The 16,715-nt window shown below is 48.9% G+C and carries 13 protein-coding genes and 1 other RNA gene; 10 read left to right on the forward strand and 4 right to left on the reverse strand.

The window, feature by feature from the left end:
- Positions 1–13: 13 nt before the first annotated feature.
- Together queC and NNL38_RS04075 are read right to left on the reverse strand one after the other, a co-directional pair.
- Complete coding sequence (gene queC, locus NNL38_RS04070; RefSeq protein WP_255389746.1) at positions 14–712, reverse strand: 7-cyano-7-deazaguanine synthase QueC; 699 nt, start codon at positions 710–712, stop codon at positions 14–16.
- A 217-nt stretch (positions 713–929) separates the two neighbouring features.
- Positions 930–1,994, reverse strand: coding sequence for a PLP-dependent cysteine synthase family protein (locus NNL38_RS04075; protein ID WP_255389747.1), 1,065 nt, complete (start codon positions 1,992–1,994; stop codon positions 930–932).
- A gap of 162 nt (positions 1,995–2,156) precedes the next feature.
- Here NNL38_RS04075 and NNL38_RS04080 point away from each other — a divergent pair, with 162 nt between their 5' ends.
- The 3 genes from NNL38_RS04080 to NNL38_RS04090 all read left to right on the forward strand — a co-directional run bounded on the left by NNL38_RS04080 (position 2,157) and on the right by NNL38_RS04090 (position 6,428).
- Positions 2,157–2,618, forward strand: coding sequence for an Lrp/AsnC family transcriptional regulator (locus NNL38_RS04080; RefSeq protein WP_255389748.1), 462 nt, complete (start codon positions 2,157–2,159; stop codon positions 2,616–2,618).
- A 286-nt stretch (positions 2,619–2,904) separates the two neighbouring features.
- Entirely contained in the window at positions 2,905–4,647 is a 1,743-nt protein-coding gene (locus tag NNL38_RS04085) for an ABC transporter transmembrane domain-containing protein (RefSeq protein WP_255389749.1), read from the forward strand.
- Positions 4,644–6,428: a SmdB family multidrug efflux ABC transporter permease/ATP-binding protein gene (locus tag NNL38_RS04090; protein WP_255389750.1), complete on the forward strand. Its 1,785-nt coding sequence runs from the start codon at positions 4,644–4,646 to the stop codon at positions 6,426–6,428. The genes NNL38_RS04085 and NNL38_RS04090 overlap by 4 nt, the downstream gene beginning before the upstream one ends.
- A gap of 105 nt (positions 6,429–6,533) precedes the next feature.
- Here NNL38_RS04090 and tesB read toward each other — a convergent pair whose 3' ends face one another.
- Positions 6,534–7,394, reverse strand: a complete 861-nt coding sequence (tesB, locus tag NNL38_RS04095; RefSeq protein ID WP_255389751.1) for an acyl-CoA thioesterase II — start codon at positions 7,392–7,394, stop codon at positions 6,534–6,536.
- A gap of 122 nt (positions 7,395–7,516) precedes the next feature.
- On the opposite strand from tesB, the gene NNL38_RS04100 reads away from it, so the two are divergent.
- Positions 7,517–7,936 (forward strand): YbaY family lipoprotein, encoded by a 420-nt coding sequence (locus NNL38_RS04100; protein WP_255389752.1) that lies wholly within the window; start codon positions 7,517–7,519, stop codon positions 7,934–7,936.
- A 38-nt stretch (positions 7,937–7,974) separates the two neighbouring features.
- On the opposite strand, the gene NNL38_RS04105 is transcribed toward NNL38_RS04100, so the two are convergent.
- Positions 7,975–8,280, reverse strand: a complete 306-nt coding sequence (locus tag NNL38_RS04105) for an MGMT family protein (RefSeq protein ID WP_255389753.1) — start codon at positions 8,278–8,280, stop codon at positions 7,975–7,977.
- A gap of 93 nt (positions 8,281–8,373) precedes the next feature.
- On the opposite strand from NNL38_RS04105, the gene NNL38_RS04110 reads away from it, so the two are divergent.
- From NNL38_RS04110 to NNL38_RS04135, 6 genes are all read left to right on the forward strand, one after another.
- Positions 8,374–9,108, forward strand: coding sequence for a VP0952 family biofilm-associated protein (locus NNL38_RS04110; RefSeq protein WP_255389754.1), 735 nt, complete (start codon positions 8,374–8,376; stop codon positions 9,106–9,108).
- Positions 9,109–9,299: 191 nt separating this feature from the next.
- An RNA gene (ffs, locus tag NNL38_RS04115) (signal recognition particle sRNA small type) lies at positions 9,300–9,396 on the forward strand.
- A 95-nt stretch (positions 9,397–9,491) separates the two neighbouring features.
- Positions 9,492–10,610: a site-specific integrase gene (locus NNL38_RS04120; RefSeq protein WP_255389755.1), complete on the forward strand. Its 1,119-nt coding sequence runs from the start codon at positions 9,492–9,494 to the stop codon at positions 10,608–10,610.
- 600 nt (positions 10,611–11,210) lie between these two features.
- Positions 11,211–12,361, forward strand: a protein-coding gene (locus NNL38_RS04125) for an IS3 family transposase (RefSeq protein ID WP_255389756.1) whose coding sequence is annotated in 2 segments (ribosomal slippage) — positions 11,211–11,448 and positions 11,448–12,361 — 1,152 coding nt in all. Because the reading frame shifts where the segments join, the coding sequence is not laid out codon by codon here.
- Positions 12,362–12,503: 142 nt separating this feature from the next.
- A complete protein-coding gene (locus NNL38_RS04130; protein WP_255389757.1) occupies positions 12,504–16,097 on the forward strand; it encodes an SIR2 family protein in 3,594 nt (1,197 codons plus the stop codon).
- A 239-nt stretch (positions 16,098–16,336) separates the two neighbouring features.
- Positions 16,337–16,708, forward strand: coding sequence for a hypothetical protein (locus tag NNL38_RS04135; RefSeq protein WP_255389758.1), 372 nt, complete (start codon positions 16,337–16,339; stop codon positions 16,706–16,708).
- The last annotated feature ends 7 nt before the right edge of the window (positions 16,709–16,715 follow it).

Below are 16,715 nucleotides of genomic sequence, written 5' to 3' on the forward strand. Positions count from 1 at the left end.
CGACGGCGGAGATTCAGGCCTTCGCTTGCTGTTGTTTGGCAACCAGCTCGGCCATGATCTCTGATTGATTTTTAAGGTAATCTTCCAGCCCGGCGCGGCGCAGATCGCAAGACGGGCAGTCGCCGCAGCCGTCACCAATCACACCATTGTAGCAAGTCAGGGTTTTTTCCCGGACAAAATTCAGCTTGCCGTATTGATCGGCCAGCGCCCAGGTTTCGGCTTTGTTGAGCCACATCAGCGGGGTGGCGATGTGGAGCGATCGATCCATTCCCAGCACCAGCGACTGGTTGAGGGATTTGACGAACGCATCGCGGCAGTCCGGGTAGCCGGAGAAGTCGGTTTCGCATACCCCGGTGATCACCGTATCGGCCCCGATTTGGTAAGCGTAAATGCCCGCCAGGGTCAGAAACAGAATATTGCGGCCCGGGACAAATGAATTCGGCAGGCCGTTGTCCTGGAGTTCATGGGAAACGGGAATGTTGTCACGGGTCAGGGAGCTGATCGCCAGCTCATTGAGCAGACCGACATCCATCACCTTGTGGGCAGCAACACCCAGCTCGCGGCAAATCGACTCGGCGACTTCAATTTCCAGCTTGTGCCGCTGGCCATAATCGAAGGTGAGACAGTGGACTTCATCAAACTGGGCCATCGCCTGGATCAGGCAGGTGGTGGAATCCTGGCCGCCACTAAAAACCACTACGGCTTTACGCATCGTTAAATTTCCTGTGTTGTTGCCGCATACCGCTCAAAAAGACGGGTATTACCGAAAAACAGTCGGTGGCATAAATCTTTGATACCGGCGGCAGGTTCTCCGCCGGCAGGGCAATGCTACCGCAGAGTGGCAGGAGAAGAAAGGCTGACAAAACAGCGAAGGGCCACCGGGATCCGGTGGCCCTGAATATGGGGGGAGGTCAAGAAAACGGGCGTGCTTACAACGTGCCGGTTTGCTCAAAGGTTTCCAGCTGGCTGAGATAAGGGGCAATATCGCCGATGTTGTCGCGGACCCACTGGGTGTCGAAGTAGGTATCGAGGTAGCGCTCGCCGCTGTCGCACAGCAAGGTGACAATCGAGCCGGTTTCGCCACGGGCTTTCATTTCGCTGGCCAGCTGCAACACGCCGTACAGGTTGGTGCCGGTGGAGGCGCCGGCTTTGCGCCCGAGCAGTTTTTCCAGCCAGTGGACGGTGGCAATACTGGCGGCATCCGGGATGGTGCGCATCTCATCGACTACATCGGGGATAAAGCTCGGCTCGACCCGCGGGCGGCCGATGCCTTCAATCCGGCTACAGGCCGGGCTGGTCAGGGCAGGATCGCGCGACTTGTAGTAGTCATGGAACACTGAGTTTTCCGGATCGACCACACACAGGCTGGTGGCATGCATCTGGTAGCGAATGTAGCGGCCGATGGTGGCGGAGGTGCCGCCGGTGCCCGGGCTCATCACAATCCAGGTCGGGATTGGGTGGGCTTCCAGTTTCATCTGCTCGAAAATACTGTTGGCAATATTGTTGTTGCCGCGCCAGTCGGTCGCGCGCTCGGCGTAGGTGAACTGGTCCATATAGTGGCCCCCCAGCTCTTTCGCTAGCCGCCGGGACTCGTCATAGATTGCGCCCGGGCTGTCGACAAAATGGGCGCGGCCGCCGTAGAACTCGATTTGCTCGATTTTCTTGCGGGCGGTTTTGCGCGGCACTACGGCAATAAACGGCAGGCCCAGCATCCGGGCAAAGTAGGCTTCAGATACCGCAGTGCTGCCGGAGGAGGACTCGATGATCGGGGTGTCTTTGCCGATCCAGCCATTACACAGAGCATACAGAAACAGCGAGCGGGCCAGGCGGTGCTTGAGGCTGCCGGTCGGGTGGGTGCTTTCATCCTTGAGGTAGATGTCAATGCCATTCAGGCTCGGCAAGTCGAGCTTGATCAAATGAGTATCGGCAGAGCGCTGGTAGTCTGCTTCAATGGTTCGGATTGCATGATTAATCCACTGTTGATCATGGCACATGAGGTCACCTTCAGGGTTCGGCTGCGTGGGAGAAACAGGGCAGCAGGTTTTCATTGATAGGGAACATAGTAATCGAAGCTGGCGAAAAAACTTTGCTTTATTTGCTTTATCTTTTCTAAAATGGAGAAAATTTTTCTACATTTATAACTGATGGGGAAATACATGGCACAGCTGGATCATACCGACAAAGCGCTGCTGCGGTTATTGCAGCAAGATGCGACGATTTCACTGGCTGAACTTGCCGAGGCGGTGAACCTGACCACCACTCCTTGCTGGAAGCGGCTCAAGCGGCTGGAGGAAAGCGGGATCCTGCGCCAGCGGGTGGCGCTGCTCGATCCGGTCAAGCTGGGGCTGGCCTTTACCGCGTTTGTCCAAATCAAAACCAGTAATCATTCGAAAGAGTGGTATCACGGTTTTGCCGAAACCGTGGTTGAGTTTCCGGAAGTGATGGAGTTTTACCGTATGGCCGGTGAGTACGACTACATGATGAAAGTGCAGGTCGCGGATATGGCGGCTTTTGATTTGTTTTACAAAAAACTGGTCAACAGTATCGAAGGGCTGACCAATGTGACCTCGACATTTGCCATGGAGTCGCTGAAATATACAACTGCGTTACCCCTTTGAAATACTGTATAAAAAAGCATGTCCGCTCAGTTTTATAAAATAGTACGGATGATTTCTTTGTATTCTCAGGAATTGCATTCTACTTCTTTGATTATCAGGTTGTTTTTCAGATAATAGTCCGGTGTCCAACCCTTTTCGTGACCCTGCCGGACCTGGCTCCGGGGCGCTTCTCGTCTGAAGCGGCGTCACATCTTCCGTTGTTTGCAGGGCAATTGCTGCTCTGACTCACTTTGATTCATCATAATTGATAGATAAATGATGGCTTGCCTGTTTCTGTGGAGGGATTATGCAGATTTTCTGGCAGCTGAGATGGTATTTTCGCCAACAGTGGCGCCGTTATGGCGGAGCGATTGCTATCTTGGTTCTGGTTTCGTTATTTGAGCTGTTGCCGCCGCGGGCAATCGGCTGGATCGTCGATGGCGTGGTGGCCGGGACGATGCAGCTGCCGCAGATGCTCGCTTGGCTGGCTGGCCTGGCCGGCCTGTGGTTCGGGGTGTATTTACTGCGCATTGTGTGGCGGGTCTGGCTGTTCGGCGCGGCTGCCGAGCTGGGGACGGTGCTGCGTAACCGGCTCTACCGTCACTTTTCTTCTCATCCGCCGATCTTCTTCGAGCGCTATAAAACCGGCGATCTGATGGCGCGCTCGACCAACGATGTCAACGCGGTGGTGATGACGGCCGGGGAGGGGGTGCTCACCGCGGCCGATTCGCTGATCACCGGGATCGCTGTCCTGCTGGTGATGACGACTATGCTGAGCTGGGAGCTGACGGTGCTGGCCTTGTTGCCGATGCCGCTGATGGCGTTGGCGGTGTTTCGCTTTGGTCGCCAGCTCCATACCTGCTTTGCCAAATCGCAGGCGGCTTTTTCAGATCTGACCGAAAAGACTCAGGAATCCCTCAACGGGGTTCGGATGATCCGGGCCTTTGGTCTGGAGCAGCGTCAGCAGGCGGATTTTGCCACTGTGGTGGATCAGGTCGGGGAGAAAAACCTGGCGGTGGAGAAAGTCGATGCCAAGTTTGATCCGGTGATCCAGCTGACTATCGGGATGTCCTTTTTCCTCAGCGTGGCCGGGGGCGGCTACATGGTATCGCAGGGCCGGTTGACCCTGGGGGATCTGACCGCCTTTGTCCTGTACCAGGGCCTGATGATTTGGCCGATGCTGGCGATGGCCTGGCTGTTTAATATTCTGGAGCGCGGCTCTGCGGCCTGGGACCGGTTGCAGCATATCTTTGATGAATCGCCGGAGATTGTGAGTGGCGAAACGCAGTTGGAAGCGACAGGTCAGTCACTGACGGTCGACATTCACCAGTTCTGCTGGCGCGGCCAGAGTCATCCGGCCCTGAGCGAGGTGCAGTTTACGCTTCAACCCGGCATGCTGCTCGGCCTCGCCGGGCCGATCGGCAGCGGCAAGTCGACCCTGATGTCGCTGCTGCTGCGTCAGCAGGAGCTGGCGCAAGGCAGTATCTTTTATGGCGGCGTCAGTATTCTTGAGGCGGATCTCAACCAGTGGCGCAGCCGCTTTGCGGTGGTGAGTCAGGCACCGTTCCTGTTCTCCCGCTCGGTTGCCGACAACATTGCGCTGGGGAAACCTGATGCGTCGATGGCGGAGATCCGCGAAGCAGCACGTGCGGCTTGCATTGATGACGACATCTGCCAGTTCCCGGCCGGGTATGACACCCTGGTCGGCGAAAAGGGGATCACCTTATCCGGCGGTCAGAAACAACGTATCGCGATTGCCCGCGCCTTGCTGCTTGGGGCAGAAATTCTGGTGCTGGATGATGCGCTGTCGGCGGTTGACGGCAAAACCGAGCACCAGATCCTGACCAACCTGCGGCGGCAGAAACAGCAAACCGTGATTGTGATTGCTCACCGTCTGACGGCAATGGAGCAGGCCGATACCATCCTGGTGCTGCAACATGGCCGGATCGCCGAGCGGGGCAACCACGCAGAGTTACTGGCTGCCGGGCGCTGGTATAGCGAAATGTATCAATATCAGAAACTGGAACGTGTCATCGAGGGGGCGCAATGACCGATCATACCATCAATAAGGCCGTGTTGCGGCGGCTGCTTAGCTACGCACTGGATGATCCCAAAAAGCTGGGTTATGCCATCTTGCTGCTGCTGGTCGCTTCACTCGCTGATGTGTCTGGCCCTTGGCTGATCCAGCACTTTATTGATCATTATATCGCCCGTGATCAGTATCCGCTGGATATGGTAGCAGGACTGGCGCTGGCCTATGTGGCCCTGATGCTGACGGCGGCCTGGTTTCGCTACAAACAGTCGCTGCAGTTTAACCAGATTGCGATCAGCGTGGTGCAGCGGGTGCGCAAGCAGCTGTTCGAGCGGATGATCAACCAGCCGTTGTCGGCGTTTGACTATATGCCGACCGGCAAACTGGTATCGCGGATCACCAATGATACGGAGTCGATCAAAGACTTTTATGTCTTCGTCATCGGCACCGTACTGAAGAATGTGGTGTTGATCGCCGTGATGCTGGTGGTGATGTGCCTGCTGAGCCCTAGGCTGGCCGCTGTGGTCGCTGTCTTGCTGCCGGTCGTGATGGCAATCATGGTGATTTACCAGCGCAAAAGTGCCGATGCCTACCGGACCATGCGTGATTTGCTGGCCGATATCAATGCCTCGATGAGCGAGTCGATTCAGGGCATGAGCCTGATCCAGCTGATGCGCCAGGAGCAGGCGTTCAGCCAGCAGTTTTCGGTGCTCACCCGACGTCACCTGGCTTCGCAAATTGGGGTGATGAAGCTTAATGGCCTGCTGTTGCGGCCGTTGATCGACTTTCTATCCGGGGTGGCCTTGCTATCGCTGGTGGCCCTGTTCGGTGTCAGTGGCACGGAGCTGATCGGGGTCGGGGTGCTGTATGCATTCATCAGTTATCTCGGCCGGGTGACCGAGCCGCTGATCGAGCTGACCCAGCAGCTGTCTTTATTGCAGCAGGCCATGGTCGCCAGTGAGCGGATCTTCGGCTTTATCGATGCCAGGCAGCAGGCATATGGCGATGATACCCGGCCGCTGGCATCCGGCCAGTTGGCTTGCCGCAATGTCTCGTTCAGTTATGACGGTCAGCAATCGGTGCTGGACGGGATTGATGTCGAGCTGCCGCATCGTGGCTTCCTGGCGTTGGTTGGTCATACCGGCAGCGGCAAAAGTACGCTGGCGTCGCTGATGATGGGCTTCTATCCGCTGACCGAGGGAGAGCTGACGCTGGATGGCCGGCCGTTGGCTTCGCTGGCTCAGTCTGTGCTGCGTGAAGGCATCGCTATGGTGCAGCAGGACCCGCATGTTCTCAGTGATACCGTGCGGGAAAACGTTCGCCTCGGTCGGGCGGTGAGTGATGATGATATCTGGCAGGCACTGGAGAAAGTCGGACTGGCGGGGCAAATCCGCCTGTATGACGCGGGCTTGGATACCCGGTTGGGGAGCGGCGAAGCCAATTTATCCGCCGGGCAGAAACAGTTGCTGGCACTGGCCCGGGTACTGGTGGCCCGGCCGAAGATCCTGATCCTCGATGAGGCGACAGCCAATATTGACTCCGGGACCGAGCATCAGATCCAGCAGGCGCTGCAGATATTGCGTCAGGATATGAGTATCGTGGTTATTGCCCACCGGCTGTCGACCATCATCGAGGCCGATGAAATACTGGTGCTGAGCCGGGGACAGATCATCGAACGCGGTAATCACCCGCAGCTGCTGACGCAGCAGGGCCATTATTGGCAGATGTATCAGCTGCAACAGGCTGGTGAGCATTTGCATAAGCTCGAAGAATCGGCAGGCGTGCCGGAGGCGTCATAAAGTTAACCGTTTGATGACATACCCGGGATGACTGTCACGTATAAATCCCGCCATAGAACTAAACACTGTACAGCAGCCCTGATCCGGGCTGCTGCCAGTGCATGACTACTTTCTCTGACGCATCAGGCCTTCTTGCACGGCTGAGGCAACCAGCTCGCCGCGCTGGTTGTAGATCTCGCCGCGCACCAGACCCCGTGAGCCGCTGGCAGACGGACTGTCGATGGCATACAGCAGCCATTCGTCCATCCGGAACGGGCGGTGGAACCACATGGAGTGATCGATGGTTGCGACTTTCATGCCCGGTGTCATCAGGGTGACGCCATGGGGATGCAGGGCGGTGACCAGAAATCCCCAGTCGGACGCGTAAGCGAGCACATATTGGTGGATCCGCGGATCATCGGGCATCGCGCCGTTGGCCTTGATCCAGAGATACTGGTTGGGCGCTTCGGGTTTGGGAGCCAGCGGGTTGACGGCGGTCACCGGGCGCACCTCAATCGGGCGCTGTGAGCCGAAGGTCTCAACAGCCTGCTTCGGCAGCTTGTCGGCTATGGCGTGTACCAGTGCCTGCTCAGATTGCAGCGACTCCGGGGGCGGCACATCCGGCATGGTAGACTGGTGGCTCAGGCCGGGCTCTTCGGCCTGGTAAGAGGCGGTGAGATAGAAAATCGGCCGGCCGTACTGGACGGCTTTGACGCGCCGGGTGCTGAAGCTTCGGCCATCACGCAGGTTTTCAACATCGTAGATGATCGGCTTTTGCGGATCACCCGGGCGCAGGAAGTAACTGTGAAAAGAGTGAACCTGGCGGTGCTCGTCTACAGTTTCTTTGGCTGCCGACAGGGATTGACCAATCACCTGGCCGCCATAGACTTGTGGCAGACCCAAATGTTCACTCTGACCACGGAATAACCCTTGCTCAAGCTGCTCTAAGTGTAACAGAGTGAGAAGTTCATTCAGTTCTTTACTCATCGGAGCTCCAAGTTCCATGTTATTATTTACTGATTTTTACGGATTGTTTGATGTGAATTCAAGTCACGACATCATCTATCTGTAAAATATTCAGTTTGTCTCTAGGTTGAAAGGGGAGAGGAATGAAAAAGCTTTTTACACTGTTCTCAGCGTTAATCGTGGTTTTGGTGATTTCTGCCTGCACTAATTTAATCCAGCAAAACGCAGATGTCGGAACAGTGGAAGGCACGTTGGCATATCGTGAAAGAGTGGCCCTGCCGGCCAATGCGCGGATCACCGTGACCTTAGCGGATGTGTCTAAAATGGATGCTCCTGCTGAAGTGATCAGTCAACAAACCTTCCTGGCCGACGGCCAGCAAGTGCCGATTGGCTTTCAGCTCGATTTCATGAAAGACCAAATCAAACCCAACCATAGCTATGCGATTAGCGCGCGGATTGAAGTGGGCGACAAGCTGTACTTTATTACCGATACCCGTAATGCGGTACTGACCGATCCGGCAGTGACCACCAAACTGGATATCATGCTGGTGAAAACCCGCTGAGTATTTCCGAGCGCTTGCCTATTGACGGTGCAGGCGCTCTATCGGCCATCCCAACGATAAGTCTTCAGTGACAGTTTGCCCGCTTCAGACACCTCAACCCCTTCGGCCAGTAACCGTTGCCGCTGACGGACTAAATCATCCCCTTGCTGGGAAATCATTCCCTTTGCATTGACCACACGGTACCAGGGCAGCGTTGTACCCTCCGGTAGTGTGGCCATCAGGCGTCCGACCTGGCGGTGATAGCCGGGGTAGCCGGCAAACTTGGCAATATCACCATAAGTCGACACTTTTCCTAGGGGAATTTGGTGAACCTGGCTATAGATTTGACCTGCAAAATCGTCCATATTTAAACCTGAACCAAATAAAATATCCCGATAGTGGCACAATTTTTGTGTTTTTCCCATGTGTGCTCTCGGTCAACGCAAGGAGGTGCATCGATGTTGTATGCCGCGTTGCTTATTGTGGTCAGTATCGGACTGACCATATTGGGGGTCAGTGCATTAGGGCATAGTCATGGAGAGTTGCCTGCCTTGGCACTGGCTATTCCTGCGTTATGGCTTCTCCCGCAGGGGGGGATCTACGCCTGGTTGCTGCTGGTCGCACTCGGTGCTTACGGCATGGTGTTGCCCGAGCAGCCGCTGGCGCTGTCAATCAGCTTGTTTATGATGATGCCGGTATTTGCGGTCTGTTTCTCGCCCAAAGGCGGCTGGCAGCTGGCAGCCTTGCTGCTCTCGATTGTGCTGGCGATGGATGTCGGCCTGATGGCCCTGCAAGGGGAAGGCAAACTGGCCGGTTCGGCGTCTTACACCGTGATTCAGATCCTGGCGGTGGCCCTGATGTGGTATGTCGGGCGCTGCTGGCGTCCGGTGAACGGCAACACCTGGTGGCCGTTGTTCCTGGTGGTGCCGCTGTGGGTCGGTGGGATGGAGCATGCTGCCCTGGTTGCCCTGTGTGTGACCGGCCTGATTGCCGCGCTACAAGGGATGATGAAAAGCAAGCTCCACGACTGGGTGCCACGGCTGGCCTGGATCCTGCCGGCAGTCGGCTTCGCTACTCTGGTGCTGGTGCCATACTTTGAAGTGCCGAACCCGATCCTGGTTGCTTGGCTGTTGGTGCTGGGTGGTGCTCTGCTGGGCGAGTTCCTGATCCAGGAGACCGAAGAAGAGATCTAATTGCCTGATTTCTCAGGTTTCGGGTCGGGATTGTTCACCACATTGTCATTTTTGGGTAATAAAACAGCAGTCAGTCGAAAAAGGCTGGCTGCTCCCTTGCATTGTATTCCTCGTTCACGGATAATTCCATTCGTTCTCGCAGCAAAGCATCCTCGCTTTTGTCGCAGAGATAAAGAATCTATGGAGGCCCCCATTGGTCCTCCCGCAACACTAACTTGTGAACCCGGTCAGGCCCGGAAGGGAGCAGCCGCAGCGAGCGACGTGTGTGCCGGGATGTGGCTGGTGGGGGCTTCCACCCATCTGGCGTTTGCCAAATCAAATCAATCTCTTACCTCATTCTGATGACCCGGTGATCCACTTTGTGTGTATCACGAGAGGCTGTCATGGCAACAAATCTCTGGTTATCGCCCCACGGGTTTTGGTACTTCCGTAAAGTAAATCTCTTGCCTTCTGGCAAACGTAAAGAAACCAGAAAAAGCCTGAGAACACGGTGTAAGCGCACAGCAAAAGAACAGGTGATCAAGCTGCTGACTTGCGATCAGTCATCATCCAGCGCTTCGACACCTGCACACCTCAGCCAATGTAACCCTCCCTCGTTACCTGTCAACATTACGCCTGACTATCTGTCCGCACACCTAGAGCGGTATCTTGTGGTTAAGGCTAAGCGCTGCTGCGAACGCGAGCTACTGACGATAGGACGGTATATCAGGCGGTACATTACGTATCTTAGGCAGGACGAGAAAGCAGATGCCACCAGTTCTGCCACCGCTTCCAGCTTTCTGGATTCATTAACTGTCGCCGTACCCACCAAGAACAAACATGCGAGCAAAATCGGGTGGTTGGATAAGCGCTCTGATATTGAAATTAATAACCCGTTCTCGCAGCTGAAAGAGAAGCACCCCGTTGCTAGTCAGGAGCAGAGGAAAGCATATAGTCTCGCACAAGCCCAGCTGTTAATTGAGCAGTCCTCTGAGTTTGACGAGTGGAAGCGGTGGGACGTCCTGTTGGGGCGCTATACCGGCATGCGGTGCAATGAAATTTGTCAGCTACACCGTGACGATATTGTTCAGGTGGAAGGTATCTGGTGCGTCAGTTTCAACCAGGATCATGACTATAAGCGCCTGAAGACAGCCTGCAGTAAGCGAATTTTGCCACTGCCCGTTCATCTGCCTAACCAGTTTAACGTTGATGACTTCCAGAGGTTTGTCATGAGCAGGGAAGGGCGACTGTTCCCTGAAGCGACCATCTACAAAGGAAATTGTGCCCAATACTTTGGTAAGTGGTTTAATCGCTGGCGGAAGAAACATCACCTTCCTGAATTCCATTCACTGCGTCATTTGGTGGCGACAGAATTAAAACAAGCTGGACAGCCAGAACAGTTTGCAGCTGCCATTCTAGGCCATTCGCATAAAAATATTTCATTTGGCAGGTACGGTAAGTCAATTCCGCCGAAACGGCTGCAAAATTCAATGAAAGCGATTGCAGTATCTAGTGTGACTTAACGGAAGCGAGACGGCAACAGCGTGACAAGCTGGCTTCACTCAGCGGATGATAACAACATAGGCCGACGAGAGAAAGGTACAGGGAAACAACCGCTAAGGGCAACGCACGCTTACCACCTTTACAGCGAATGGTGTAGGTACAATTACCGCCGCGCATTCAACAGCCAAGCTTTTAAGGCTCATATGCTGAGTGCTGGATACACTACCGCAGTTTATAATGGCTACAACTGCTATGAAGCCTTGTATGATGCGCGTTCACTTCCAGGTGATGTAGCTCTCAGAGCCTAATTGGTGAGAATAGTGATGGTTTCAGCCTATATATAGCTTCTCTGAGAAAATAGTAAGTTCTCTTTTGCTTTTTTCCTTTACGGTTCTATATGGCTTGAAACTGTCACTAAATCCACCACGGCCATCATGAATGGGAGAGCAACGGAAGCACTGACTATGTGTACAGACGGGGAGGGGGCTGGACTACAGCAAAATACCCCTCCCCCCATTCACATATGCCCATCCAGTAGGTAACCGATTTCTGAAGCCTGAATAGCCACCGACTTGATAGACACCTTTTAGTTAGACAAAATGACTAGCAGAGAGGTGCTTATGAGCAGCAAGCGATACCCAGAAGAATTCAAAGTTGAAGCCGTCAAACAGGTTACTGAAAAAGGTCATAGTGTAGCCGATGTGGCAAATCGTTTAGGGACTACCACGCATAGCCTTTATGCGTGGATTAAACGCTACGGCCCAGATTCCTCCCAGTATCAAGCCAAGTCCGATGAAAGTGCCGAAATTCGTCGGCTCAAAAAGGAGCTGCAAAGAGTCACCGAAGAAAGGGACATATTAAAAAAAGCCGCGGTGTACTTCGCAAGCCAGTCCGACTGAGGTACGCCTTTATCAAAGCCAATCAAGCTGTTTGGCCTGTTCGACGTATGTGTAAAGTCCTTAGCATCCACCCAAGTGGTTATTATGCCTGGCTTAAGCAACCCGACAGCAGACAGGAGAAACGGCGTAAATACCTTCTCGGACTCATCAAGCAGTTCTGGCTGGAATCTGGTGGCGTTTATGGCTATCGAAAGATATACAGCGATTTACGTGATGAAGGTGAATGTTGCGGTATCAACCAAGTTCACCGCTTGATGAAACGAGAAGGCTTACAGTCGCAAAGAGGATATCGAAAACCCAGGTCCAAAGTGGGCACAGAGAATGTCGTTGTTGCGAATAAGTTGGCCAGGGAGTTCAACCCGACTGCTCCAAATCAGTCTTGGGTGACCGATATCACGTATATAAAAACTCACGAAGGTTGGCTATACCTCGCAGTCGTCGTTGACCTGTTCTCTCGGAGAGTGATTGGTTGGTCGATGAAAAGCAGAATAACGAAAGAGCTGGTGTTGGACGCGCTCCTGATGGCGATATGGCGACGCTCACCGTCAGAGAAGGTACTCGTGCATTCCGATCAAGGAAGCCAGTATACAAGTCATGACTGGGATAAATTCTTAAAGCAGCACGGTCTGGAATCAAGCATGAGCCGTCGGGGCAACTGCCATGACAATGCGGTAGCTGAAAGTTTTTTCCAGTTACTGAAAAGAGAAAGAGTAAAGCGAAAGATCTATTCCACTCGGGAAGAAGCGCGGATGGATATCTTCGAATATGTCGAGATGTTCTACAACGTCAAACGCAGACACGGTTCCAATAATCAGTTGTCACCAGTAGAGTATGAAAAGCGGTATGAAGAAAGGTTAATTAGTGTCTACTGAGTCGGTGGCTATTCACAGCCATTACCTGTGACTACCTTTAATTCATTGAAATAAAATCTACTTTTTTCTTACAATGCCAATTTATCTGATGAATTTATGGCATAATTATGTAATTATCAGTTGTCTTGGAGAAATGACTTTAATGAGCAATATTCCAAAAAGCTTGCGTGATGCCATTCAATCAAAGCAGATCATCCCTTTTGTAGGAGCTGGTGTATCTAGATCGATTAAAGACAAGCAAAATAAACAAGTATTTCCAGGTTGGCTTGAGTTACTTGAGTTGGCGGCGAAAGAAGTAAAATCTGAAGGAGATTTAAATAATGCAACTTTAGTAGAAACTTTTTTAAAAATAAAAGATTATCAACAAGCGGCAAAGTATGCTCATCAAAGTTTAAATGGTCCTTGCTGGGTTAATTTTTTCAAAACCATATTCACACCTAACTTTAATTTACTTGATTATTCTAGCGCCAATTTACCAAAAGCTATTTGGAAAATAAACAAGCAGATTATCACCCTTAACTACGACAAAATTTTACAATGGGCCTATACCCCCTCAGCCCAAGTATCAACGCTTGATAATAATTCAGTTGCAGAACTACGCGAATTTCAAATTGGTAACAATGATAACCCTATTGTTTGGCATCTGCATGGACATATAGATAATTGCGCCGAATTAATCCTTACCCCTGACGGATATAACAAACTTTATGCGACAAACGAAGGATATGAAAGCAAATATAAAGCGGCCTTGACCACTCTAAAAAACTTAAGCGTTAACAAGAGCTTTTTATTTATTGGTTGCAGTCTGGATGACGCAGAATTGCTCTCAGAAATTCATAAACAGCAAAATTTATTTGCCGAAAATATTGGCCCACACTTCGCCTTAGTACATCAAGATCAAGAGAGCAGCATTAAAGAAAAACTTAATGGAACTAATATAAAATTAATAACTTTCGAAGACTTTGGTGAACCATTAGTACATCTAATTGAAGAGCTAGCTAGTTATGCACCACAAGAGCAATCAACCATAGTTATTGAACAATCGAAAAAAGAACCGTATATTAAAAATAAAATAGCTTTACTTTCAGCCAATCCATTAGATAACAGTCAACAATATAACAACTTACTTAAAGAATTTAAGAAAATCCCCTGTCAAATAGAACATTTCAGCTTAAATGTTGAAAATCTTAACAATTTACAAGGTTATGAATATATATTAATCCTTTCTAAAGTAATCAATAACCGCATCTTAATTGAAGATGAACACCTATGCAGCAGAAAAATATCATTTGAAGAACTAGAAACACAAATTGGAAATGATGATACATTTGGTGTTTTTATTTTTGTTGATCAACTACCAACTAATTCCAATACAGAAACACTTAAACTTCCAACATTAATAATTGCTGAGAAAGAAAAAAAGAAACTTAGTAGCATCGCTTTTCAGTTATTTAGGAAAAACAATTTAGAATATTTTGAACAATGCCAACTATTAAATAGTCATCAGTTCACATCATTTGTTTTTGATAACAAATTCAAATGTAAAAACAATATCACAAAAAAGAAAACACGTCTTCCAGATAGTATAGACCCTAAAACAGTTCGTAATTTTATCGGCCGAACTGGCGATCTTGAGCAAATATGCCGAAAGCTAATATCATTAGAAGAAGAAAGTGGTGCACTAACAATAAAAGGAGCGGGAGGTATTGGAAAAACAACAACAGTAAAAAAACTTTCTGTTGAGCTATCAGAGCGCAATTACTTTGAAGGTGGTATTCATTTTATTGATTGTGAATTTATCACTGATTTCCATCTGTTCCAATATAAGGTTGCCAGCACATTTAATCTAGAGCAAGCTGAAAATTTTCAAGATCAATTACGTTATTATCATGACGGATATTCTAGGCTTATAATCTTAGATAACGTAGAAACTCTACTATACATCGATGATTGCAAAAAAATTAAAGACTTAATTGTTTTTATCTGCGATTATGCTTCGATGGTTATTACCTCTAGGGAAAGGCTTAAAATTGAAGGAGAGATAGTTTATGAAATGCGTCAATTTACAACTGACGAAGCTGTTGAACTCTTTACTTCAAATGTAGCGATTCAAGATACTTCCGAAGATGAACTGCTATTATTACGCCATGACATCATTGAAGAATTATTAGATAACAATCCATTAGCCATTGAACTAATCACAAATAACATTCCTGATGGAAAAAATCTTCACACATTAAAACAAGAATTAGAAATCGATCTTTTCAGCAAAATCAGCGATGATGAGCTAGAAACTTTTAGTGACAAATCTGACACTAATATAAATAGGAAAAAATCCATTTACGCATCAATATTATATTCATATAACCTGTTAAATAATAACGAAAAAAATGCTTTTGAACTACTATCTTTGTTCCCTGACGGTATTGATCTGGAACAATTCAAGACATTAACCCGAGGAAAGAAAAACAACAAAAATTATCAGAAGCTAATTATAACAGATAAGGTAATTAAGTCTCTTCAAAATAAATCAATGCTAGAGAACAACAGCGGTGTAATAAAACTGCAGTCCATTGTTGGTAAATTTGCTGATGCACAACTGGCTAAAAGGGACAACATTACAAGTTTTTATAATAACGCTTTTAAATATAACCACAATCTTATTGAAGCTCTAGATGAAATCTATTACGATAAAAAATGTTTAGCTTTAGAAGTTTTTGACAGCAAAAAAAGTAACTTTCTCAAATCAATAAGCTATTTCGCCAAGCTTGAAATTGACTATTCAGATTTATGTAACTTTGTTCACAAAGTATGTGGTTTTTCTACTGAGTCTTCATCATTATCAAGTACTATTCGGATAATTTCAGAGAACGTTGATGTATTCCCGTCGTCATACAAACAGTGTATTGACGTTACTCTACTTTCAATTCGTTATTATAATGGTGATTTTGATAGGGCATTTAATGAATTAAAACAAATACTACCCTTAGAATCACTGAGGAATTTTCCTCATGATAATCTTGAACAAAGGATTACTGCATCACGAGCTAGAGATTTATATAAGATGGAAGGTGATGAATTTTTCTCTGCTAAACAATGTAAAGATAAGCAAATATTCTCACGGATGTACCGGGGTGACTTACTTTGCTTGGGTGAACTAGATTATCAGTATGCTAATTCCTGTACTAAAGACTTCTCTACTCTTGAAGTCCTTGCCAACTTAAATATGCTTTCATTAGAAGAGATTGATAATGTCTTATCATCTCTTTATGAAAAAGATCACCTAGAACGTATGCAGATATCTTATACTCGCTCAAAAATTTCTCCTCTAACGCACGATGAAATTGAACCATTGGTAATTGTCAATCCCTATACAAAGGGGTTAAAAAATCTGATGCTGGCATTTATTGAGTCAGATAAAGCAAGAGCTAAAAAGCTATACCAGGAATCGTTAGTTAACCTTGAGCATATTAAACATTACTATGTTGAAGCCTTATATTTATATACTAAGTTTCTGAAAGAGAATAACTTTGATGATTTCAACTATGTCTTTCAAAGAGGATTTGAACTTGCTCAAAAACATCACTATCGTTTTCTTCAACACAAATTCAAACAATTAACTAATCCTACAAATGAAGAATATAACTCTTTAAATTATCCATTACCTGATAATGTAAGCTTTACAGACTACATTAGAAAAGCATCAAATTTTAATTTAAAAAACAAGCAAAAATAATTTTGATAATTAGTTTAAAGGCATACATCAATTATATGTATGCCTTCACATTAAATTAATTTTCGCCTAATCAATCTGGTCAAATTAAAATAATACTATTCTAATTATTACCTAGGTATTTATTCAAATATATACTAAGACATCGGGTCACACGCGCGCGCGATAGTGCATTAGCAATTTCTAATTTAATCTGCAGGGTGATATTAATTTAGCTATCGCTAATGTAATGGGAGTTAGCCATGGTCGCGCCAAAGGGAAACATCTACAACAACAAGTACCAGCCGGACTATGTCGAGCAAGCCTATAAGCTGTGCTTATTGGGTGCTGTGGATCGTGAACTGGCAGACTTCTTTGAAGTCAATGTCGATACCATCCGTAACTGGTCACTCCGTCACCCCGAATTCGATGCGGCGAAACGCGCAGGCAAGATGAAGGCGGATGCGGAGGTGGCTGTCAAGCTATTTAACCGAGCTACTGGCTGCACCGTGAAGAAACAGCGTGTATTAAACAACGGCACCGTCGTTGACTACTATGAAGAGCTACCGCCGGATACCCGTGCCATTGAGTTCTGGCTGCAATGCCGACACCGCGAGCAATGGAATCCTAAGTAACAGGTGG

The sequence above is a fragment of the Photobacterium atrarenae genome, from assembly GCF_024380015.1.
Lineage (GTDB): Bacteria > Pseudomonadota > Gammaproteobacteria > Enterobacterales > Vibrionaceae > Photobacterium > Photobacterium atrarenae.

Coding starts and splice junctions, on each gene's coding strand:
- NNL38_RS04120 (WP_255389755.1), top strand. CDS start 9,492: ATGGCAACAAATCTCTGGTTATCGCCCCACGGGTTTTGGTACTTCCGT.
- NNL38_RS04085 (WP_255389749.1), top strand. CDS start 2,905: ATGCAGATTTTCTGGCAGCTGAGATGGTATTTTCGCCAACAGTGGCGC.
- NNL38_RS04105 (WP_255389753.1), bottom strand. CDS start 8,280: ATGGACGATTTTGCAGGTCAAATCTATAGCCAGGTTCACCAAATTCCC.
- NNL38_RS04110 (WP_255389754.1), top strand. CDS start 8,374: ATGTTGTATGCCGCGTTGCTTATTGTGGTCAGTATCGGACTGACCATA.
- NNL38_RS04075 (WP_255389747.1), bottom strand. CDS start 1,994: ATGTGCCATGATCAACAGTGGATTAATCATGCAATCCGAACCATTGAA.
- NNL38_RS04135 (WP_255389758.1), top strand. CDS start 16,337: ATGGTCGCGCCAAAGGGAAACATCTACAACAACAAGTACCAGCCGGAC.
- NNL38_RS04090 (WP_255389750.1), top strand. CDS start 4,644: ATGACCGATCATACCATCAATAAGGCCGTGTTGCGGCGGCTGCTTAGC.
- NNL38_RS04080 (WP_255389748.1), top strand. CDS start 2,157: ATGGCACAGCTGGATCATACCGACAAAGCGCTGCTGCGGTTATTGCAG.
- NNL38_RS04100 (WP_255389752.1), top strand. CDS start 7,517: ATGAAAAAGCTTTTTACACTGTTCTCAGCGTTAATCGTGGTTTTGGTG.
- tesB (WP_255389751.1), bottom strand. CDS start 7,394: ATGAGTAAAGAACTGAATGAACTTCTCACTCTGTTACACTTAGAGCAG.
- queC (WP_255389746.1), bottom strand. CDS start 712: ATGCGTAAAGCCGTAGTGGTTTTTAGTGGCGGCCAGGATTCCACCACC.
- NNL38_RS04130 (WP_255389757.1), top strand. CDS start 12,504: ATGAGCAATATTCCAAAAAGCTTGCGTGATGCCATTCAATCAAAGCAG.